The sequence below is a fragment of the Microlunatus spumicola genome (assembly GCF_039536445.1).
Classification (GTDB): Bacteria; Actinomycetota; Actinomycetes; order Propionibacteriales; family Propionibacteriaceae; genus Microlunatus; species Microlunatus spumicola.
The window spans coordinates 113,017-134,127 of the sequence record NZ_BAAAYR010000001.1; the positions used below are offsets into that span (position 1 = coordinate 113,017).

18 protein-coding genes are annotated in these 21,111 nt (G+C 73.8%); 14 read left to right on the plus strand and 4 right to left on the minus strand.

Annotated features, from left to right (window positions below; genetic code table 11):
• Positions 1 to 11: 11 nt before the first annotated feature.
• The 4 genes from ABD665_RS00490 (at position 12) to ABD665_RS00505 (ending at position 3,961) form a co-directional block, all read left to right on the plus strand.
• A complete protein-coding gene (locus tag ABD665_RS00490; protein ID WP_204914592.1) occupies positions 12 to 1,139 on the plus strand; it encodes an alkaline phosphatase family protein in 1,128 nt (375 codons plus the stop codon).
• Positions 1,140 to 1,143: 4 nt separating this feature from the next.
• Positions 1,144 to 2,232, plus strand: a complete 1,089-nt coding sequence (locus ABD665_RS00495; protein ID WP_344740669.1) for an isopenicillin N synthase family dioxygenase — start codon at positions 1,144 to 1,146, stop codon at positions 2,230 to 2,232.
• An 18-nt stretch (positions 2,233 to 2,250) separates the two neighbouring features.
• Positions 2,251 to 2,916 (plus strand): thymidine kinase, encoded by a 666-nt coding sequence (locus tag ABD665_RS00500; protein WP_204912731.1) that lies wholly within the window; start codon positions 2,251 to 2,253, stop codon positions 2,914 to 2,916.
• A gap of 178 nt (positions 2,917 to 3,094) precedes the next feature.
• Positions 3,095 to 3,961 carry a rhodanese-like domain-containing protein gene (locus tag ABD665_RS00505; RefSeq protein WP_204912730.1) on the plus strand — a complete coding sequence of 289 codons (867 nt, stop codon included), beginning with the start codon at positions 3,095 to 3,097 and terminating at the stop codon, positions 3,959 to 3,961.
• A gap of 39 nt (positions 3,962 to 4,000) precedes the next feature.
• Here ABD665_RS00505 and sepH read toward each other — a convergent pair whose 3' ends face one another.
• On the minus strand, positions 4,001 to 5,881 hold the full coding sequence (gene sepH, locus ABD665_RS00510) for a septation protein SepH (protein WP_344740672.1): 1,881 nt from the start codon (positions 5,879 to 5,881) through the stop codon (positions 4,001 to 4,003).
• On the opposite strand from sepH, the gene ABD665_RS00515 reads away from it, so the two are divergent.
• The 3 genes from ABD665_RS00515 (at position 5,880) to ABD665_RS00525 (ending at position 12,013) form a co-directional block, all read left to right on the plus strand.
• Complete coding sequence (locus ABD665_RS00515) at positions 5,880 to 7,289, plus strand: sigma 54-interacting transcriptional regulator (protein WP_204912728.1); 1,410 nt, start codon at positions 5,880 to 5,882, stop codon at positions 7,287 to 7,289. The genes sepH and ABD665_RS00515 overlap by 2 nt on opposite strands.
• A gap of 150 nt (positions 7,290 to 7,439) precedes the next feature.
• Complete coding sequence (gene recQ / locus ABD665_RS00520) at positions 7,440 to 9,227, plus strand: DNA helicase RecQ (protein ID WP_344740675.1); 1,788 nt, start codon at positions 7,440 to 7,442, stop codon at positions 9,225 to 9,227.
• Positions 9,228 to 10,021: 794 nt separating this feature from the next.
• Entirely contained in the window at positions 10,022 to 12,013 is a 1,992-nt protein-coding gene (locus tag ABD665_RS00525; RefSeq protein ID WP_204912727.1) for a hypothetical protein, read from the plus strand.
• Between the two features lie 78 nt (positions 12,014 to 12,091).
• On the opposite strand, the gene ABD665_RS00530 is transcribed toward ABD665_RS00525, so the two are convergent.
• The gene (locus ABD665_RS00530) at positions 12,092 to 12,703 is read right to left on the minus strand and encodes a DUF3558 domain-containing protein (RefSeq protein ID WP_204912726.1); all 612 of its coding nucleotides are present in this window, start codon (positions 12,701 to 12,703) and stop codon (positions 12,092 to 12,094) included.
• 123 nt (positions 12,704 to 12,826) lie between these two features.
• Entirely contained in the window at positions 12,827 to 13,717 is an 891-nt protein-coding gene (gene rfbA, locus ABD665_RS00535; RefSeq protein WP_204912725.1) for a glucose-1-phosphate thymidylyltransferase RfbA, read from the minus strand.
• Positions 13,718 to 13,811: 94 nt separating this feature from the next.
• Between rfbA and rfbB the strand changes: the two genes are divergently transcribed.
• Positions 13,812 to 14,810: a dTDP-glucose 4,6-dehydratase gene (gene rfbB / locus ABD665_RS00540; protein ID WP_204912724.1), complete on the plus strand. Its 999-nt coding sequence runs from the start codon at positions 13,812 to 13,814 to the stop codon at positions 14,808 to 14,810.
• A complete protein-coding gene (locus ABD665_RS00545) occupies positions 14,807 to 16,228 on the plus strand; it encodes a sugar nucleotide-binding protein (RefSeq protein WP_425562098.1) in 1,422 nt (473 codons plus the stop codon). Before rfbB ends, ABD665_RS00545 begins: the two co-directional genes overlap by 4 nt.
• Here the strand turns inward: ABD665_RS00545 and ABD665_RS00550 are convergent.
• The gene (locus tag ABD665_RS00550) at positions 16,198 to 17,424 is read right to left on the minus strand and encodes an MFS transporter (protein WP_344740679.1); all 1,227 of its coding nucleotides are present in this window, start codon (positions 17,422 to 17,424) and stop codon (positions 16,198 to 16,200) included. The two genes, ABD665_RS00545 and ABD665_RS00550, sit on opposite strands and share 31 nt — an antisense overlap.
• Before the next feature lie 79 nt (positions 17,425 to 17,503).
• Here ABD665_RS00550 and ABD665_RS00555 point away from each other — a divergent pair, with 79 nt between their 5' ends.
• The 5 genes from ABD665_RS00555 to ABD665_RS00575 all read left to right on the plus strand — a co-directional run bounded on the left by ABD665_RS00555 (position 17,504) and on the right by ABD665_RS00575 (position 21,090).
• Positions 17,504 to 18,643, plus strand: a complete 1,140-nt coding sequence (locus ABD665_RS00555; RefSeq protein WP_344740681.1) for a ferrochelatase — start codon at positions 17,504 to 17,506, stop codon at positions 18,641 to 18,643.
• A gap of 188 nt (positions 18,644 to 18,831) precedes the next feature.
• A complete protein-coding gene (locus ABD665_RS00560; protein WP_204912722.1) occupies positions 18,832 to 19,137 on the plus strand; it encodes a DUF4193 family protein in 306 nt (101 codons plus the stop codon).
• Between the two features lie 81 nt (positions 19,138 to 19,218).
• Entirely contained in the window at positions 19,219 to 19,686 is a 468-nt protein-coding gene (locus ABD665_RS00565) for a DUF3093 family protein (protein WP_204912721.1), read from the plus strand.
• A gap of 25 nt (positions 19,687 to 19,711) precedes the next feature.
• Positions 19,712 to 20,239 carry a dUTP diphosphatase gene (gene dut / locus ABD665_RS00570; RefSeq protein WP_344741891.1) on the plus strand — a complete coding sequence of 176 codons (528 nt, stop codon included), beginning with the start codon at positions 19,712 to 19,714 and terminating at the stop codon, positions 20,237 to 20,239.
• Positions 20,236 to 21,090, plus strand: coding sequence for a DUF3710 domain-containing protein (locus ABD665_RS00575; RefSeq protein ID WP_204912719.1), 855 nt, complete (start codon positions 20,236 to 20,238; stop codon positions 21,088 to 21,090). Before dut ends, ABD665_RS00575 begins: the two co-directional genes overlap by 4 nt.
• Positions 21,091 to 21,111 lie beyond the last annotated feature (21 nt).

Consider the following 21,111-nt stretch of genomic DNA (forward strand, 5'->3'; position numbering starts at 1 on the left):
GGCCGGAACCGCTGGTGCCCGCGTACGGACGCTCGACGCTCGCCGACCTGCTGCCCTCGGTCGGGCACCACCTGGACGTGCCCGGCTGCGACGCCGACGTGCTCGGGCTGCCCGCGGCCAACCGCTACGTCGTCCTCCTGGTCGACGGCCTGGGCCACGACCTCGTCGTCCGGGCCGCGGACCGCGCCCCCTGGCTGGCCGCCCGGCTCGGCGACCGCCCGCTGACGTCCGGCGTCCCGAGCACGACCGTCACCAGCCTGACCTCGCTCGGCACCGGCCTGCCGCCCGGGCAGCACGGCCTGGTCGGCATCACCTCCCGGGTGCCGTCGACCGGCGAGGTCCTCAACGCCCTGTCCTGGGAGTCCGACCTCGTCCCCGAGGCCCACCAGCCGAACGCGACGATGTTCGAGCGGGCCGCCGCGGCCGGGGTGGCCGTCAGCTCGGTCGCCCTGCAGCGCTTCGCCCGCACCGGGCTCACGCAGGCCGCGCTGCGCGGTCCCCGCTTCGTGCCCTTCCCGAGCGAGAAGGACACCCAGCTGCGGATCGACCTGATCGCCGACGCGGCCAGCCGCGGCCAGCGCACGCTGGTCTACGCCTACGAGCGCGAGCTCGACCACACCGGGCACGCGAAGGGCTGCGGCTCGGCGGCGTGGCTCGACCAGCTGACGAGGATCGACGGGGTGCTCGCGCGGCTGCGTGACGCCCTGCCCAGCGACGTCGTGCTCCTGGTGACGGGCGACCACGGGATGGTCGACGTGCCGGCGGACCGCCGACTGGTCATCGAGGACGAGCCCGAGCTCGCCGCCGGCGTCGACGTCGTGGCCGGGGAGGCGCGGTTCCGGCACCTGTACGTGGACCGGGACACGCCGGCCGCGGTCGCCCGTCGCTGGCGGAGCCGGCTCGACGGCCGTGCCTGGGTGCGGACGCGCGACGAGGCGATCGACGAGGGCTGGTTCGGCCCCGTGCGCGACGACGTGCGCGAGCGCTACGGGGACGTGGTCGCCGCGCCGACGGGGGACTGGGCGTTCATGACCCGGACGTTCCCGCAGGAGATGGAGCTGGTGGGCATGCACGCGTCGCTGACGCCGGTGGAGATGCGTGTGCCCCTCGTGGTCGCGACCGGCACGACGGGACGGTGACGTGGTGATCGAGCAGGAGCAGGCGCAGGACGTCGCGGTGCGGGACTTCGCGGTGCCGGTGGTCGACCTCGGGCCCTGGGTCGACGTGGACGCGTACGACGACGCGGCCCGCGCGCGGGTGGCGCGGGAGCTGGACGCCGCCTGCCAGGCCGTCGGTTTCGTCCAGGTGCTCGGCCACGGCGTGCCGGACGCGGCGGTCGCCGGCCTCGCCTCGGCGATGGACGACTTCTTCGGGCTGCCGCTGCCGGACAAGCGCGCGCTCGAGGTGCCCGCGAACCGGGGCTACTCGGCCCCCAAGAGCGAGTCGCTGAGCCTCAGCCTCGGGGTCGAGCCGGCCAACCGCATGAACGACTTCTTCGAGGCCTTCAACGTCGGGGCCGAGGCCCGCTCGTACGCCGGGCTGGACCTCGACGAGGCCGACTACGGGCTGAACGTCTGGCCCGACGTCGCCGGGTTCCGGGAGCGGGTCGAGGCGTACTTCGCCGAGGCCGGCCGGGTCGCGCGCACCCTGCTGCGCGTCTTCGCCGCCGCGCTCGACCTGCCGACCGGCTACTTCGAGGACCTCACGGACCACTCGATCGACGTGCTGCGCATGAACAACTACGCGCTCCCGCCCGGCGAGATCACCCTCGACGGCGAGCTCACGGGCATGGGGGAGCACACCGACTTCGGGCTCGTCACGGTGCTGTGGGCCGACCAGGTCGCCGGCCTGCAGGTGCTGGGCCGCGAGGGCGGCTGGCACGACGTCAGCCCCGTGGACGGGGCGCTGCTGGTCAACCTGGGCGACCTGACCGCGCACCTCACGAACGACCGGTGGATGTCCACGCTGCACCGGGTCAAGCCGCCCGTCGTCGACGGCCGGATCCTGCGCCGCCGCTCGGCCGCCTACTTCCATGACGGCAACGTCGACGCCGTCGTCGCCACCCTGCCCAGCCACCTCGACGCGAGCGCCTGGGGCGGGACGCCGGGCGAGGCGTATGCGCCCGTCACGGTCCGCGACCACATCGCCGCCAAGCTCGCCGGCTCGCGCCAGGGTCGCGTCAACGTCTCCGCCGTCCGCGAGGCCGCCCGCGTGCTGGCCTCGCGGGACTGAGGTCGGCAGCTCCTCGCGATGGCGTCGTTCCGCTACTTCACGGGGCCGATGGACTGCGGCAAGTCCACGCTCGCGCTCCAGATCGACCACACCCACGCCGGCGGCGGTCGCCGTGGGCGGCTGTTCACCAGCCGGGACCGCGCCGGTGAGGCGATCATCTCCTCGCGCCTCGGGCTGCGCCGACCGGCGGTGGAGGTCCACCCGGCCTTCGGCTTCTGGGCCTACGTGGTCGAGCAGCTGAGCGCGGGCGCCCGCATCGACTACGTCATCTGCGACGAGACGCAGTTCTACACGCCGGCGCAGGTCGACGACCTGGCCCGACTGGTCGACGAGCTCGACATCGACGTCTTCGCCGTCGGCATCCTCACCGACTTCCAGACCCACCTCTTCCCGGGCTCGCGCCGGCTCGTCGAGCTGTGCGACTCGATGGAGGTGCTGCAGGTCGAGGCGCTGTGCTGGTGCGGGCGCCGCGCCACTCACAACGCCCGGACCGTCGACGGCCTGATGGTCGTCGAGGGTGCGCAGGTCGTCGTCGGCGACACGGCCGACCTCGGGGACGCGGCCGTCGAGGGGGCCGCGGTCGCGTACGAGGTCCTCTGCCGGCGCCACCACCGCGCGCACCTGACCCGCGTCGCCGCCCGCGCCGGGCTGGCCGAGACCCTGCCCTTCGAGCCGGGCGCGTGACCGATTCCCCTCACCCAGCCGCCCGGTCCGGAAAGTGGTCGGTCCGGGTCGTTCCTTGGCCCGAGATGCCAGTCCGAGTGACCACTTTCCGGGCGAGGGGTGGGGCGGGCGGCTCGGCCCGGCAGTCTGGGTCGGGAGCCCGACCGGGCCCTGGGACCGACGAGGAGAGCCGGTAGCGATGACCGTGGAGGCAGCCGACCGATCCGCCCGTGAGCGCGTGCTCGTCGAACCCGAGGAGCTGAGCCTGCGGCTCGCCCGCGGGGAGCGGGTCACGCTGCTCGACGTCCGCGGCAGCATCACCGGCCCGCCCGGGCGGCCTGACTACGAGGCCGGGCACCTGCCGGGGGCGGTGTTCGTCGAGCTGGAGACCGAGCTGTCGGGCGAGCCGGGGGAGGGCGGGCGGCACCCGCTGCCCGACGCGGACGCCTTCCAGGCCGCGATGCGCTCCGTCGGCGTGGAGGACGACGTGCCGGTCGTGGCGTACGACGCGGCGACCTCGCTCTACGCCGCCCGGCTGTGGTGGCTGCTGACCGACGCGGGGCACCCCGACGTGCGCGTCCTCGACGGCGGGTACGCCGGCTGGGTCGCCGACGGTCACCCCGTGGAGACCGGCGAGGGACCGGCCGTGACGCCCGGAGGCTTCCACGCCCGGTCCGGGCAGCGCGACCGGGTGGACCTCGACCAGATCTTGGCCGACCCGGACGCGTACGCGCTCGTCGACGTCCGGTCGGCCGAGCGCTACCGCGGCGAGGTCGAACCCATCGACCCCGTCGCCGGGCACATCCCCGGCGCGCTGAACCGCCCGGCGGCGCACCTGCTGGACGAGCACGCCCGCTTCCGCACGGCCGCCGAGGTCGCGGCCGCGTACGACGGGGTGGAGGAGCCGGTGCTCTACTGCGGTTCCGGGATCACGGCGGCGCAGGCGCTGCTGGCGCTCGAGGCGGCCGGCGTCGAGGGCGGGCGGATCTACCCCGGTTCGTGGAGCGACTGGATCCGGGACCCGGACCGGCCGGTGGCGACGGGCGAGGAGCCCGCCGCGCGCTGACGCTCGGACCCCGCGCCGCGGCGCGGGGTGCGGTGCGGCTCAGCCGGGCTTCGGGCCGCCGAACATGATCTCGTCCCAGCTGGGCACGGACGCCCGCTTGCGGCGGCCGGGCTTGCGCGAGGCACCGGGGCTGGGGATGAGCGGCTCCGGTTCAGCCTCGTCGTCGAGCGGGAGCGGCAGCTCCTCCGGCTCGTCGGACGACGCGGGCGCCGCCTCGAGCTGCGGCCGCTCGTCGCTCTCGAGCTCGGGCGTCGGGCTGCTCCCGAGGGCGATGGGCGACTCCACGGAACCGGGCGCCTCCTCGGACGCGGGTTCCGGTCCGTCGTCCCTGCCGGCCCCGTCGTCGGACGCGGGAGCCACGACCGGCTCGGCGGGCTCCGCCGTGTCGGCCGTGTCCGCCGTGTCGGCCGTGTCCGCCGTGTCGGCCGTGTCGTCGTCCGCGTCGGGCTCGGCCGGCACGAGGACGTCGGCGGCCGGCTCGAACTCGTGCTCGTCGACCACGGGCACCGCGGCGGCGTCGGACAGCCCCGCGTAGACCCGGGGCGACTCCTCGGCGTAGCCGCCGAGCATGTCGTAGAGGGTGTCGAGGGCCGACCGGGCCTCGTCCTCGGCCTCGGCCGCCGTGAGCGCGGACGCCGCGTCGTCGGAGGTCTCCGCGTCCGCGTCCGCATCGCCAGGGGCGTCGACCTCGAGCGTGTCGACCTCAACGGTCAGCCGCGTCAGGTGGCGGACGACGGCGATGGTCGGCTCGGCGGCCTCGTCGCGCACGACGAGGGTGGGTTCGTCGTCGGACGGACGGCCTCCGTACGCGGCGTCGTCCTCAGGAGCGCCGTCGTGCTCGTCGCTCTCGGGGTCGTCGGCGGCCAGCTCGGCCAGCTCCTCGACGCTGAGCTCCGCGGGCGGCACGACCTGCAGCACCTGCCCGAGCTCCTCGGAGATGGCGCGGACGAGGTCCTCCCGCTCGGCGGCGTCCATGGTCTCGGCGTCGTCGCCCTCGTCGTCGCCCGCGTCGTCGCCCTCGTCGTCGCCCGCGTCGTCGCCCTCGGCGTCGTCGTCGTGCGACGGCTCGCGGGTCGCGCGGACCAGGGCCAGCTCGTCGTCACGCTCGACCGACGTCACGGGGGACGGCGCCTCGCCGGCGAGCCAGCGGGCCTCGTCGTCCTCGGCGACCGAGAAGCGGCCCTGCGCGTCGAAGCGGAACTGGGCGTGCCGGGGCTCGCCGTGCACCTCGTAGTCGGCGCTGAGCTGCCACTGGGAGTCGGCGACCTTCCACGCGTCCCAGCTCACGTCGTCGCCGTCGACGCCCTGCGCCTGCAGCCGCTCGGCGACCACGGAACGCAGCGGGCGGTGCCCGGAGGCCTCGCCGCGGCGGCGGACCGACGACCCGAGGGCGGTGAGGGCGAGGTGCTCGCGCTCGGCGAGCACGGGCGCGGCGAAGCGCTCGATGCGCTCGGCGTCCATGCCGGAGCCGGCGACCACGTCCTCCAGCGACTCTCCGGAACGGATGCGGGTCTGGATGTCGCGGGGGCTGAGCGGGGTGTCCATGGGCGTCTCCCGACGTCGGGGCGGGCGGCGTACCGGCAGGGGGGTGGGGGTGGCCTCGGGCTCGTCGGCGTCGGAGGGCTCGCCGCCCTCGAGGGACCCGCCGGCGTCAGGACCGCCCCGGGCCTGCTGCAGCAGCGCGCGCCCTGCGGGGTCGTCGGCGTCGATGGCGACGCTGAGCTCTTCGCCGTCCTCGGTCACGAGGACCACCGACGTGCCGTCAGCCGTCGGTCCCACCAGTCGCGCGGTGCGCATCGCTCGCGGTGGTTCCCTCCAGGTCGGTCTTCGCGAACAACCTACCGTCCCCGGCGACCGACGGGTGGCAGGCGCACGTCCGGTGGCCCGCAGGCTTGGGTGCGGTCGTACGTTCTGACCCATGACCGAGACCACCCACCCGGCAGCGGCGACCCTGGGCCAGCTGCGCGCCGCAGGACACGTCAGCCGCGGGGTCGCGCAGGAGCTCCGGGAAAACCTGCTGAGCCGCCTCCGGGCCGGCGAGGACGCCTTCCCCGGCATCGTCGGCTTCGAGGACACGGTGCTGCCCGAGCTCGAGTCCGCGCTGCTCGCCGGCCACGACATCGTGCTGCTCGGCGAGCGCGGTCAGGGCAAGACCCGCATCATGCGCACGCTGGTCACGCTGCTCGACGAGTGGACGCCCGAGGTCGCCGGGTGCGAGATCCACGACGACCCGTACGCACCCGTCTGCGTCCGCTGCCGCAACCTGCTCGCCGAGCTCGGCGACGAGCTGCCCGTGGCGTGGCGCCACCGCGACGACCGCTACACCGAGAAGCTCGCCACCCCGGACACCTCGGTCGGCGACCTCATCGGCGACGTCGACCCCGTGAAGGTGGCCCAGGGCCGCACGCTGGGCGACCCGGAGACCGTGCACTACGGCCTCGTGCCGCGCGCCAACCGTGGGCTGTTCGGACTGAACGAGCTGCCCGACCTCGCCGAGCGGATCCAGGTCGCGCTGTTCAACGTGCTGGAGGAGCGCGACATCCAGGTGCGCGGCTACTCCCTGCGGCTCCCGCTGGACGTGTTCCTGGTGGCCACGGCCAACCCGGAGGACTACACGAACCGCGGACGCATCATCACGCCGCTGAAGGACCGCTTCGGCGCGGAGATCCGGACGCACTACCTCTCCGAGATCAGCGACGAGGTGGCGCTGCTCCGTCAGGAGGCCGAGGTCGTCGCCGAGGTCGGCGACCACCTGCTCGAGGTCCTCGCCCGGTTCGTCCACCTGCTGCGCGAGTCGTCCTCGGTCGACCAGCGCTCCGGGGTGTCCGCCCGCTTCGCCATCGCCGCAGCCGAGGGCGTCGCCGCCTCCGCGCTGCGCCGGGCCGCCCGTACGGGTGACTCGAACGACGCCGGGGCCGTGGCCCGGGTGTGCGACCTCTCGCCCGTCCTGCCCACGCTGCTCGGCAAGATCGAGTTCGAGATGGGTGAGGAGGGCCGCGAGCGCGCCGTCCTCGACCACCTCCTGCGCCTGGCCGTCGCGGCGACGTTCCGGGAGCGGCTCTCCGGGCTCGACCTCTCCGGCTTCACCTCGGTCTTCGCCGAGGGCGCCGTCGTCGAGACGGGCGACCTCGTCCCGGCCGCCGACGTGCTGGCCCAGCTCGGGACGGTGCCCGGCCTGGCCAAGGTCCTCGACCGGCTCGGCTACGGCGACGCCGCCTCGCGCGGGCAGGTCGCCGCGGCCGTCGAGTTCGTCCTCGAGGGCCTGCACCTGACGCGCCGCATCGAGAAGGAGACCGTCGACGGCCGTACGGTCTACGGTGCCGCCTGAGCCGTCGCACCTGAACGGCACCACCTGCTCCGGGAACGAGTCGTCACCCTGTCCTCCCTGACCTCGCTGTCGTCACCGCCCGACGCGCCCGTCGCAGCCGACGCGCCTGCCGACCCCGGCACCCTGCCGACGACCGGCACGCCGCTGGACGTGCTGCGGACCGTGTTCGGCTACGACGCCTTCCGCGGCGAGCAGGCGGCGATCATCGACACGGTCGTCGCCGGCGGGGACGCGCTCGTGCTGATGCCGACCGGCGGCGGCAAGTCGCTCTGCTACCAGGTCCCCGCCCTGGTGCGGGAGGGCACGGGCGTCGTCGTCTCGCCCCTCATCGCCCTGATGCAGGACCAGGTGGACGCGCTCGGCGCGCTCGGGGTGCGGGCCGCCTTCCTGAACTCGTCGCAGCGTCTCGACGAGCGCCGCGAGGTCGAGGCCGCCTACCTCGCCGGCGAGCTCGACCTGCTCTACCTCGCCCCCGAGCGGCTGACGGTGCCCGACACCGTCCGGCTCCTCGAGGGCGGGCGCATCGCGCTGTTCGCCATCGACGAGGCGCACTGCGTCTCCTCGTGGGGCCACGACTTCCGCCCGGACTACCTGGCGCTGGCGATGCTGCACGAGCGCTGGCCCGACGTGCCGCGGATCGCCCTCACCGCGACCGCCACCGCGGCGACGGCCGCCGAGATCGTGAGCCGGCTCAAGCTCGAGGACGCGACCCAGTTCGTCGCCAGCTTCGACCGGCCGAACATCGAGTACCGCATCGTGGCCAAGGACGAGCCGCGCCGCCAGCTGCTGACGCTGCTGCGCGACGAGCACCCCGGCGACGCCGGCATCGTGTACTGCCTGTCCCGCAAGTCGGTCGAGCAGACCGCCGCCTTCCTGAACAAGGAACGCATCACGGCCCTGCCGTACCACGCGGGCCTGGACGCGGGCGTCCGCTCGGCGAACCAGAGCCGGTTCCTGCGCGAGCCCGGGGTCGTCATGGTCGCGACCATCGCCTTCGGCATGGGGATCGACAAGCCCGACGTGCGGTTCGTGGCGCACCTGGACCTCCCGAAGTCGGTCGAGGGCTACTACCAGGAGACCGGCCGCGCAGGTCGTGACGGGGCACCGGCCACCGCCTGGCTCGCGTACGGGTTGGCCGACGTCGTCTCCCAGCGCAAGATGATCGACTCGTCCGAGGGCGACGCGGCCCACCGCCGACGGCTCTCCGCGCACCTCGACGCCATGCTCGCCCTCTGCGAGACGGTCGAGTGCCGGCGCGCGCAGCTGCTGGCCTACTTCGGCCAGGCGGCGGAGCCCTGCGGCAACTGCGACACCTGCACGAGCCCGCCGCAGACCTGGGACGGCACCGTCCCCGCGCAGAAGCTCCTGTCGGCCGTGTGGCGGCTCGCCGACCGCCGCCAGCGCTACGGCGCCGGCCACGTCGTCGACATCCTGCTCGGGAACGCGAACGAGCGCGTCACCCAGCTCGGGCACACCGACCTGACCGTGTTCGGGATCGGGACCGAGCTGGACGCCAACGAGTGGCGCGGCGTCGTCCGCCAGCTCCTCGCCCAGCAGCTCCTCGCCGTGGCCGACGGCTACGGGACCCTGGTGCTCACCGAGAGCTCGACGGCGGTGCTGCGCGGCGAGCGGACGGTCGCGCTGCGCCGCGAAGCGCCGAGAGCCGCGCGGAGCTCGTCGAGGAAGAAGTCGTCGGCCGCGGAGGCGGTCGCTCTCGACGCCCCCGGCGAGGCGGTGTTCGAGCGCCTGCGCGCGTGGCGCTCGGCGACCGCCAAGGAGGCGGGCATGCCCCCGTACGTGATCTTCCACGACGCGACGCTGCGCCAGATCGCCTCGTCCGCACCGACCTCGCTCAGCGACCTCGGGGCCGTCTCCGGCGTCGGGGCCAACAAGCTCGCCAAGTGGGGACCCGCGATCCTCGCGGTCGTCGCCGGCTGACGCCTCCTCGCCCAGGAGGGCGAGCGGTCAGGCGAAGGACAAAGACGCAGCAACGGATGGGTGACCGGCGACTCTGCCCTCGCGCCCCGTTTCGACCTGGGTCGACCCGCGATGCGTCTTGTGGCGTCAGAGGTCACGCGTACGACCTCGTGGCGTGACTTCTGGCGCCAGCGGTCACAGATCACGTCGAGCGGTACGCCTTCCCGGTTTTCGGGCCTCCGCGAGCGGGAGGAGGTACCGCTCGAAGGACAAAGACGCAGCAAAGAGGCGGGTGACCCGCGACTGCGCCCTCGCGCCCGGTCTCGATCGCCTGCGGCACGACTTCTGGCGCCGTAGGTCACGCGTACGGACTTGTGGCGTGACTTCTGGCGCCACCGGTCACACACCACCCCGAGCGGTACGCCTTCCCGGTCCGCGGGCCTCGCAGACCGGGAACACGTACCGCTCGAGGCGAAGGACGTACTGGCGGGGCACCTGCTGCTCGTTGCTGCGTCTTTGTTCTTCCACCTCGACGCGGACCGACGCCCGTCGGGGTGGGGCTGGAGACCTCGATGCGTCGTGCGGGCGCCAGCGGTCACCCACCATCTTGACCGGTACCCCATCTCGGTCCGGCAGCCTCCTAGACCGGGAACACGTACCGCTCGAGGCGACGGACCGTACTGGCGGGGCACCGGCTGCTCGTTGCTGCGTCTTTTCCCCGTTGGGCCGACCCGTTCCGGGCCCTTCGACGAGCTCAGGGGGCGTTCCTGCGCGGGACCGGCGGCCCCTCTGGAACGCGGGGCTACGTTGGCGGCATGAGCGCTGAGCGGTACGAGCCTCGCGACCCGCACGGTCGGTTCCGGTACGGGCCGTGGCGGGGTGGGCCCGACCCGCTCGCGGCCCCGTACGACGTGCGCGCGGCGATCGACAAGATCGGGGCGGACGTGCTGTCCGCCGGGAACGTGCGGGACTCGCTGCGCGAGCTGCTCCGCGAGGGGCTCGACGGGCGGGGCGGCCTGGACCGGCTGGCGGAGAAGATCCGGCGGATGCGGAACGCGGCCCGCAAGCGCGGGGACCTCGGCGGGACGCTCGACCAGGTCCGCGCGGCGCTCGACCAGGCGCTGGCCTCCGAGCGCGAGGCGCTGGCCGGGGACGAGAGCGACGATGCCCGGTTCGCGGAGATGGAGCTCGACACGCTCCCCGACGACGTCGCCGGCGCGGTGCGCGGGCTGGACGCGTACGACTGGAAGTCCCCCGAGGCGCGCCAGACGTACGAGCAGATCAAGCAGATGCTGCAGCGCGAGGTGCTGGACGCGCAGTTCGCGGGGATGAAGCAGGCCCTCGAGAACCCGGACCCCGAGGCCATGGCCCGGGTCAAGGACATGCTCGCCGACCTCAACCAGCTGCTGGCCAAGCACGCGCGGAGCGAGGACACGACCGACGCGTTCGCGGAGTTCATGGAGAAGCACGGGGAGTTCTTCCCCGAGCAGCCCGAGACCGTCGAGGAGCTCATCGACGCGCTCGCCCGGCGTCAGGCGGCGGCGCAGCGGATGATGAACTCGCTCAGCCCGGAGCAGCGCGAGCAGCTCGGGCAGCTGATGTCCGACGCGCTCGCCGACGCCGACCTCGCCTCCGAGATGGCGCAGCTGGGCGACAACCTCCGGGCGCTCCGTCCGGGGCTCGACCGGGGTTCCGACGCCGGGATGCGGCCCGGGGGCGAGAGCCTCGGCTACTCCGACGCCGTGGAGGCCGTGGCCGAGATCGCCGACCTCGAGGCGCTCGAGGCGCAGATGTCGCAGAGCGGCTACGGCTCGACGCTGGACGACGTCGACGTCGACCTGCTGGAGCAGCGGCTCGGGCACGAGGCCGTCCGCGACTTCCAGGCGCTGCGCGACCTCGAGCGCGAGCTCGAGGAGCAGGGCTACCTCAGCCGCGGCGACGACGGCATGCGCCTGACGCCGCGGGCCGTGCGCCGGCTCGGCCAGACCGCGCTCAAGCGCGTCTTCGACCAGCTCGCCGCCAGCGGCAACGGGGACCACGCGGACCACCGCACCGGTTCCGCGGACGAGCCGACCGGCCTCACCCGGCCGTGGGTGTTCGGTGACGAGCTGCCGATCGACGCGAGCCGTACGGTCGCGAACAGCCTGCGGCGACGGGCACTCCACCCGGTCGAGGAGGGCGGGATGCTGCTCGACGTCGAGGACTTCGAGGTCACGGAGACGGAGCGGCGGACGACCGCCGCGGTGGCGCTGTGCGTCGACCTGTCCTACTCGATGGTCCAGGACGGGCGCTGGGGCCCGATGAAGCAGACCGCGCTCGCGCTCAGCCACCTGATCGAGACGCGCTTCCGCCAGGACGCGCTGCAGGTGATCGGCTTCAACCGGCTCGCCCGCAAGCTCAGCCCGGTGCAGCTCGCCGAGGCCGAGCCCGAGTGGATCCAGGGCACGAACCTCCAGCACGCCCTGCTCCTGGCCACCCGGCACCTGCGCCGGCACCCGGACGCCGAGCCGGTCGTCCTCGTGGTGACCGACGGCGAGCCGACGGCCCACCTCACGGGCGACGGCGGGGCGCGGTTCCAGTGGCCGAGCACGCCCGAGACGATCCGGGCGACGGTGGCCCAGGTCGACGAGCTGGCCCGCTTCGGGGCGACGCTGAACACGTTCATGCTCGGCGACGACCCCGGCCTGTCCCGCTTCGTCGACGCCATCGCGCGGCGTGCGGGCGGACGGGTCTTCACCCCCGACATCGGCCGGCTGGGGGAGTACGTGGTGAGCGACTACCTGCAGGCGCGGCGCGGCCGGCGCTGACCCCGGGCCACCAGCCTCGAGGCCTCGAACCCCGAACCCCGACCGCCGCACCCGCGAACGGGCCGGGGGTCGTCGGTCTCAGGCCTTCAGCAGGGCCTCGACGATCTTGATCGCCCCGTCCTTGTGCTGGCCGGCGTCCCGCGGCGTGGCGACGAGGACCTGGTAGAAGATCTCGTCCTTCTGGGCGAGGACGTCGATCACGTTCAGCCCCGACTTCTTGCCGGTGAGGTAGCGGGCGTCGTCGGCGCCGGTGACGCTGAGCTTGGTGACCTTGCCGTCGAACTGGCTCTCGAGCTGGCCCTCGACCTGGCTCAGCGGACCCGGCAACGGGCCCTCCTGCGCGCTGAACACGGCGGCGTCTGCCGCCTTGGCGTCGGACGGGACCCACGTGCACACCGAGGACCCGCCGACGGCCTGGGTCGTGCCCTTGTCGACCTTCACCCCCGTGAGGTCCTCGACGTCGTCGGCGTCCAGGACCTTGCAGGCGTCCTTGACCTCGGCCGGCGCGGTGCCGGTGCTCGGCGTCGACGCCGGCGTGGTCGCGTCCGACGGGGCGGCGGCGCTGCTGGCGGGCGCGCTGGCCGCGGGGGCCGAGGTGGCCGGAGCGGCACCGGCGTCCCCGGAACCGCCGCAGCCGCTCAGGGCCAGGGCGGCGAGGGCGAGCGCGGGGAGCAGGGTCGTACGGGGCACGGGAGGACCAGCCTGTCGAGGAGGGGGAGGGCGCGGGAGCGCAGGAGAACCGTAGCCGGGCGAAGGTTCTCCGCCGGATGTCCCGACAGGGCGAGCCGCGGGCCGTCGGCGCCCGGCGGGGCCTCAGGCGTGCGCGCCGGCGGGCTCCTGGGTGCGCTCGAGCAGCTCGAGCAGGTACATGCCGTAACCGGACTTGGCCAGGGCCGTCGCGCGCTCGGCGAGCTCGTCGTCGCTGAGGAAGCCCTGGCGCCAGGCGGCCTCCTCGGGCGAGCCGACCTTGAGGCCCTGGCGCGACTCGAGCGTGCGGACGAAGTTGCCCGCGTCGTTCAGCGAGTCGAACGTGCCCGTGTCGAGCCACGCGGTGCCGCGCGGCAGGATGCCGACCTGCAGCCGCCCGGCCTCGAGGTAGGTGCGGTTCACGTCGGTGATCTCGTACTCCCCGCGCGGGGAGGGCTTCAGCCCGCGGGCGATCTCGACCACGTCGTTGTCGTAGAAGTAGAGCCCGGGCACGGCGTAGTGCGAGCGCGGCCGGACCGGCTTCTCCTCGAGCGAGACCGCGCGCCCCTCCGCGTCGAACTCGACCACCCCGTACGCCGACGGCTCGGCGACCCAGTAGGCGAAGACCGCACCGCCGTCCACGTCGACGAACCGCTGCAGCTGGGTGCCCAGGCCGGCGCCGTAGAAGATGTTGTCGCCGAGCACGAGCGCGACCTTCTCGTCGCCGATGAAGTCGGCGCCGATGACGAAGGCCTGCGCGAGCCCGTCCGGGGTGTCCTGGGTGGCGTACGAGATCGAGATCCCGAAGTGCGACCCGTCCCCGAGCAGGCGCTCGAAGCCCGGCCGGTCGTGGGGCGTCGTGATCACCAGGACGTCGCGGATCCCGGCGAAGATCAGGGTCGACAGCGGGTAGTAGATCATCGGCTTGTCGTAGACCGGGACGAGCTGCTTGCTGATGCCCAGGGTCACGGGGTGCAGCCGGGTGCCCGAGCCCCCGGCCAGGATGATGCCGCGCATGCGGAGCATGGTGGCACGGCTCCGGCGCCTCCGGGCGCCGTGCAAACTTCTGACGCATCACGCACTCGTGGCCGGGCGTCCCTAGGATGCGTGCGTGTCTGCGCTGCTCGTCACCGGCGGGGCGGGGTTCATCGGGTCGAACTTCGTCCGCCACGTCCTCGACCAAACCGATCACACGGTGACCGTCCTTGACCTCCTCACCTACGCCGGGAACCGGGCGTCGCTCGACGGCCTGCCGCCGGAACGGTTCTCGCTCGTGGTGGGCGACATCCGCGACGCCGCGACCGTCGACCCGCTCGTGGCGGGGGCCGACGCGGTCGTGCACTTCGCCGCCGAGTCGCACAACGACAACTCGCTGCGCGACCCGTCGCCCTTCCTGACGACCAACATCATCGGGACATACACGCTGCTCGAGGCGGTCCGCCGGCACGGCACCCGCTACCACCACATCTCCACCGACGAGGTGTACGGCGACCTCGAGCTCGACGACCCCGAGCGGTTCACGGAGCAGACGCCCTACAACCCGTCGAGCCCCTACTCCTCCACCAAGGCCGGGTCGGACCTCCTCGTGCGCGCCTGGGTGCGGTCGTTCGGCGTGCGGGCGACGATCAGCAACTGCTCGAACAACTACGGGCCCTACCAGCACGTCGAGAAGTTCATCCCGCGCCAGATCACCAACGTCCTCGACGGCGACCGGCCCAAGCTCTACGGCGCGGGGCAGAACGTCCGCGACTGGATCCACGCCGACGACCACAGCTCCGCCGTGCTGACGATCCTGGACCGGGGGACGCTCGGGGAGACCTACCTCGTCGGCGCCGACGGCGAACGGGACAACCGGCAGGTCGTGGAGGAGATCCTCGGGCTGATGGGGCAGCCGACCGACGCGTACGACCTCGTCACCGACCGCGCCGGGCACGACCTGCGCTACGCGATCGACTCCACCAAGCTGCGCACCGAGCTCGGCTGGGCACCCGCGTACGCCGACTTCACCTCCGGCCTGGCCGCCACGGTCGACTGGTACCGCGAGCACGAGGCGTGGTGGCGGCCGCAGAAGGCGCGCACCGAGGCGCAGTACGCGGCGCAGGGCCAGTGACGCCGCCGACCGCCGCCGTGGCGACGGGCAGCGTGCAGGCGACGGCCATCCCCGGCCTGCTCGTGGTCGAGCTCGCCGTGCGCGGGGACAACCGCGGCTGGTTCAAGGAGAACTGGCAGCGGGCCAGGCTCGTGGCCGACGGGTTGCCCGACTTCGGCCCCGTGCAGAACAACGTCTCGTTCAACACGGCCGCCGGGGTGACCCGCGGCATCCACGCCGAGCCCTGGGACAAGTACGTCAGCGTGGCCAGCGGGCGGGTGTTCGGCGCGTGGGTCGACCTGCGCCCCGGCCCGACCTTCGGGGTGAGCGTGACCCTCGAGCTGGGCCCGGACCGCGCCGTCTTCGTGCCGCGCGGCGTCGGCAACGCGTTCCAGACGCTCGAGGACGCGACCGCCTACTCCTACCTGGTCAACGACCACTGGAGCGCGGCGGCGAAGGACTCGTACACCTTCCTGAACCTGGCCGACGAGTCCGTGGCCGTCCCGTGGCCCATCCCGCTGGCGGAGGCCGAGCTGTCCGAGGCCGACCGGGCGCACCCGCGCCTGGCCGAGGTGCGCCCCATGCCCCCGAGGCCGACCCTGGTCGTCGGGGCGAACGGCCAGCTCGGGCGCGCCCTGGCCGCCGGCCTCGACGGGGCCGTGGCCGTGGGTCGCGACGTCCTCGACCTGGCCGACCCGGCCAGCGTTGCCGCGTTCGACCTCTCGCCCTACGGCACCGTCGTCAACGCCGCGGCCTACACGGCCGTCGACGCCGCGGAGACGCCGGACGGCCGCCTCGCCGCCTGGGCCACGAACGTCACGGGCGTCGCCGTCCTGGTCGAGGCCGCGCGCCGGCACCGCGCGACGCTGGTGCACGTCAGCTCCGACTACGTCTTCGACGGCACCCGGGAGCTGCACGGCGAGGACGAGCCCGTCAGCCCGCTCGGCGTCTACGGCCAGACCAAGGCCGCGGGCGACGCGCTCGTCGGCACCCTGGCGAAGCACTACGTGCTGCGGACGAGCTGGGTCGTGGGGGAGGGGCGCAACTTCGTCGCCACCATGGCCTCGCTCGCGGACCGCGGAGTCTCGCCCTCGGTGGTCGACGACCAGCACGGCCGCCTGACCTTCACCTCCGAGCTGGTCCGGGCGGTCCGGCACCTCCTCGAGGTGGACGCGCCGTCCGGCACCTACAACGTGAGCAACGACGGGCCCGTGCAGACCTGGGCCGACGTCGCGCGCGAGGTCTTCGCCCTGCGCGGCCGCGACCCGGGCGACGTCACCCCCGTGTCCACCGCGGCGTACGGCGAGGGGAAGCAGCTCGCGCCGCGGCCGCAGCACAGCGCGCTGGACCTCACCCGGCTGCGGGCCACGGGCTTCGTGCCCGAGGAGGCTTCCGTAGCGCTGCGCCGCTACCTCGCGGGCGCGTCCAGCAGCTCCTGAGCCACGGGCGCCGGCGTCCGGACCAGCGCCGCGCCAACGACGAGCAGGACGCCGAACCCCACGACGAGGGCGAAGCCGCCCATGGAGGCCATCCCGTCCACCGTCATCCCGCCGAGCGCCGCCCCGGTGGCCACGCCGGCCGACATCCCGGTGCCGGACCAGCCGAGCGCCTCGGTGAGCCGCACGGGCGGCACCGAGGTCTGGATGACGCTCACCGACGCGATCAGCGTCGGGGCGATGGCGAAGCCGCTGACCGTCAGCAGGACACCGAGGAGCCAGGCCGGGCCGACGAACGGCATCGGCACCAGCGTCAGGGCCAGCGCGACGGCACCGATGCGGTAGCGGACCAGCGGCGGGCGTCGCCACGACACGAGCCCGGCGACGAGCCCCGCGACCATCGAGCCGACGGCCCAGCACATGAGTAGCACGCCGGAGGACGACAGCACCCCGTGCTCGCGGGCGAAGGCCACGACGACGACCTCCATGCTGCCGAACACGCCCCCGCAGGCCCAGGACGCGATGACGACCATGGCGAGCAATCGCAGCGGCAGCCGGGTCGTCCGGTCGGCGGCGTGCAGCCTGGGGCGGCGCGGGGGCTCGGTGCCGCGCTGGACGGCCAGCAGCAGGGACCCCAGCACCCCGACCACGGCGCAGACGACCAGGCCGGCCGCGGGCTCGACCGAGGTCGCCAGGAACGTCACGAGCACCGGCCCGACGACGAAGGTCAGCTCGTCGATGACCGCCTCGATGGCGAAGGCGGTGTCGAGCAGCGGGGAGTCGCGGAGCCGGTGGCTCCAGCGGGCACGGACCGAGCTGCCGGTCGGCGTGAAGCACAGGCCCGCGAGCAGCGCGCCGGCGAGCGTGAGGCCGAGCGGCAGGCGCCGCTCGACCGAGACGACGACCACGGCCACCCCGGCGGCGTAGCCGAGCGCCGTCCCGACCAGGACCCGGGCCTGGCCGGCGCGGTCCATCACGCGGCCCCACAGGGGGGCCGCGACGGCCCCGGCGACGGTCACCGCGGCCGCCACCAGCCCGGCGCGCCCGAATGACCCGCTGGTCAGCGAGACGAGCAGGACGATGCCGATCCCGGTCATGGACTGGGGCAGCCGGGCGACGAAACCCGTGAGGCTGAACGCCCGGGCCGCGGGGTCGCCGAGGACGGCCCCGTACGCCGCGAAGCGCGACTCTCGATGCACGTCCAGACCTCTTTCCCCCGCGCCCGACGGTCACCTTAGGTCGGGGTTCCGACAACCACCCGCATGGCAGGATCGACACGTGCCCGACGCCGCTCCCGCTGCCGCCAGCGATCCCCGAACCGCCCCGTACGACGCGCTCCTCCTGGTGTCCTTCGGTGGCCCCGAGCAGCCGGCCGACGTGATGCCGTTCCTGGAGAACGTGACCCGCGGCCGCGGCATCCCGCGCGACCGCCTGGCCGCGGTGGCGCACCACTACGACGACTTCGGCGGCCGCAGCCCGATCAACGACCAGTGCCGGGAGCTGCTCGCCGCGCTGCGCACCGAGCTCGACTCGCGTTCGATCGACCTGCCGCTCTACTGGGGCAACCGGAACTGGGACCCGTTCCTCGGCCCCGAGGTCGAGCGGATCGTGGCCGACGGGCACCGCCGCGTGGTCGCCGTGCTGACCAGCGCCTACCCGTCCTACTCGTCGTGCCGGCAGTACCGCGAGAACCTGTTCGACGCCTTCGACCCGCAGTCCGCGAGCGGGGTGACGGTCGACAAGATCCGCCACTACTCCGACCACCCGGGCTTCGTCACCGCCTCGGTCGACGCCACCAACGCCGCGCTCGACGAGCTGGGGGAGCTGGGCGACGACGCCCGGCTGGTCTTCATGACCCACTCGATCCCGACCGCGATGGCCACCACGGCCGGACCGACGCCGCGCAGACCCGAGGGCGGCTACGTCGACTGGCACCTGGCCGTGGCCGCCGCCGTCACCCGCGGGGTCGAGGAGCGCAGGGGTCGTTCGTACGCCTTCGACCTCGCCTTCTGCTCGCGCTCCGGCCCGCCCAGCCAGCCCTGGCTCGAGCCCGACGTCAACGACCACCTGGCCGAGCTCAAGGAGGCCGGGGTCCCGGCCGTCGTGCTCGTGCCGATCGGCTTCGTGTCCGACCACATGGAGGTCATCTACGACCTCGACACCGAGGCCGTGGAGACGGCGCGCGAGCTCGGGATGCCCCTGGCCCGCGCCGCGACCGCCGGGACGCACCCCGCCTTCGTCAGCGCCCTGGTCGACCTGGTGCTCGAGCGCGCGGCCGCCGCGCGTGACGAGGAGCCCGCCAAGCCGGTCGTGGCCGGCGGGCCCGTGGGCTGGTACGACTGCAACCCGGACTGCTGCACGAACCTCCGCGAGCCGGGCCGTCAGGCCCTGTGCCAGCGGGTCGCCCAGCCCGTCTGAGGCCCTTCACAGCCACTGGGAATTTTCTGCGCCCAGATCCGTTGGAGGGTCCGCGGCGGTGAGCCCGGGCCGGGTCCCGGTGACGAGCCACGCAGACCGCCCCGCATGTGGTACACATGCGCTGCCCGTGGCGGCAGCGCTGCAGCAGCCGGGCACGAGATGCCTGTGAAAGGTGACAAGAGGTACAGATGGCGACCGACTACGACGCCCCCCGCAAGACCGACGGCGACGAGCTCAACGAAGACAGCATCGAGGAGCTCAAGACCCGTCGCAACGACAAGAACTCCGGGAAGGTCGACGAGGACGAGACGGAGGCCGCAGAGGCCTTCGAGCTCCCTGGTGCCGACCTCTCCCACGAGGAGCTGACGGTCCGGGTCCTCCCGCGCCAGTCCGACGAGTTCACCTGTGCCGGCTGCTTCCTGGTCCGGCACCGCAGCCAGATCGCCGAGGAGCGCAAGAACGGCGACGCCTACTGCTTCGACTGCGCGGGCTGACCGGCCCGTCGTCGTGTTCCTGACGCCGTCCTCCACCCGGAGGACGGCGTCTCGTGCGTCCGGCGCCGGTACGGTGGCCGGGTGCGTTTCCGGGAGCGGGTCCAGGTCCCGCTGAGCTGGTGGGTCTTCGCGGTGCTCTTCGCCGCGACCCTGGCCGGCGCCTTCGGCTTCTACCTCGGGCGGGGGTGGGCGCTCGGCATCGGGCTGCCCGCGCTGGTCTTCGTGGGGCTGGGGTTCTGGGCGTCCTCCTACGTCATCGAGGTCGACGGGACCGAGGTCCGGATCGGCCGCGCGGTGATCGGCCGAACGTGGCTCGGCGCCGTCCGCCCCCTCGACGCAGCCGGCACCCGCGCCCGCTCCGAGGTCGACGCGGACGCTCGGGCGCACCTCGTGCTCCGGCCGTGGGTCTCCACGACCGTCGAGCTGACCCTGGCGGACCCCGCCGACCCCGTGCCCTACTGGCTCGTCTCGACCCGGCGCCCCGGCGCGCTGGCCACCGCGCTCGGCTGGGTGGCCACCCCCGACCCGGAGGTCACGCGGCGTGGCTGAGCCCGACCGGGACGACGAGGTCGAGGTGGCGGTCGTGCTGCTGGACCCCGGCCTGCCCCTGCCCGCGTACGCGCACCCCGGCGACGCCGGCGCCGACCTGCACAGCGCGGAGGACCTCGTGCTGGCCCCGGGGAGCCGCCGCCTCGTCCGCACCGGCGTCGCGCTGGCCCTGCCGGACGGCTTCGCCGGCTTCGTCCATCCCCGCTCCGGCCTGGCCCACCGCCACGGTCTGACGATCGTGAACGCGCCCGGCACGGTCGACGCGGGCTACCGCGGCGAGGTCTGCGTGAACCTGCTCAACACCGATCCCGTGGTGCCGGTGACCATCACCCGCGGGGACCGGATCGCCCAGCTCGTCGTGCAGCGGGTCGCCCGCGCGAGGTTCGTGGTGGCCGACGGCCTGCCCGCCTCCGAGCGCGGGAGCGGCGGCCACGGGTCCACCGGGGGCATAAGGTCGTCGGCGACACGGCAGGACACCCCGCCGCGTCCGCAGCAGCAGGACCAGCAGCAGGACCCAGAGCCGGACGGCGTGCAAGGAGGAGAGGTCGCGTGATCTTCGGGCGCAAGAAGAAGGCCCGGTCGGCCGAGGACGAGACCGAGGCGGAGACCAGCGGCGCGACCGCGGTCGACCCCGACGGGACCGCCGAGGCCGCCGACGAGCCGACCGGCCCGACCAGCGACGTGGACGTCGAGCCGGCGGACGACGCCGCTGACGCGTCCGACGCGGCCACCGACGACACCGCGGACGGCGGGCTCGACACGACCGCTCTGGACGAGACCGAGTGGCGCACCTCCGGGCCGTTCGAGGTCTCCGAGCTCGCGGACGACGACGAGCCGGCGGACGACAAGCCGCGCATCGACCTCGGCAGCCTCATCATCAGTCCGGTGCCCGGCTCCGAGCTCCGGCTCCAGGTGAACGAGTCGCAGGACATCGTCTCGGCGATGCTCGTGCTGCCCGTGACGGCGCCGGCCACCAACGGCGCCCAGCCCGAGGTCGTGGGCAGCTCCGCGCTCGAGCTCAGCGCGTACGCCGCCCCCCGCTCCGGCGGGTTGTGGGCCGAGCTGCGCGACGAGATCTCCGAGGCCGCGGCCGAGGTCGGCGGTTCCGCCGAGCTGGCGGCCGGCCCCTTCGGCGTCGAGCTGCGCCGGCTCCTGCCCGTCACCACGCCCGACGGCGAGCAGGGCTACCAGCCGTCCCGGATGTGGGTCGCGGAGGGACCGCGCTGGTTGCTGCGCGGCATCGTCTACGGACAGGCCGCGATCGAGAGCGACGACGACGACCCGGCCGTGGCCGCGGTGCTGGAGGCCTTCCGCGACGTGGTCGTGCGGCGGGGCGACGAGGCCATGGCGCCCGGCGACCTGCTCCCCATGTCCATGCCGGCCGACCTGCAGCCCGCCGAGTGACCGGGCCCGATCTGCCGCTGC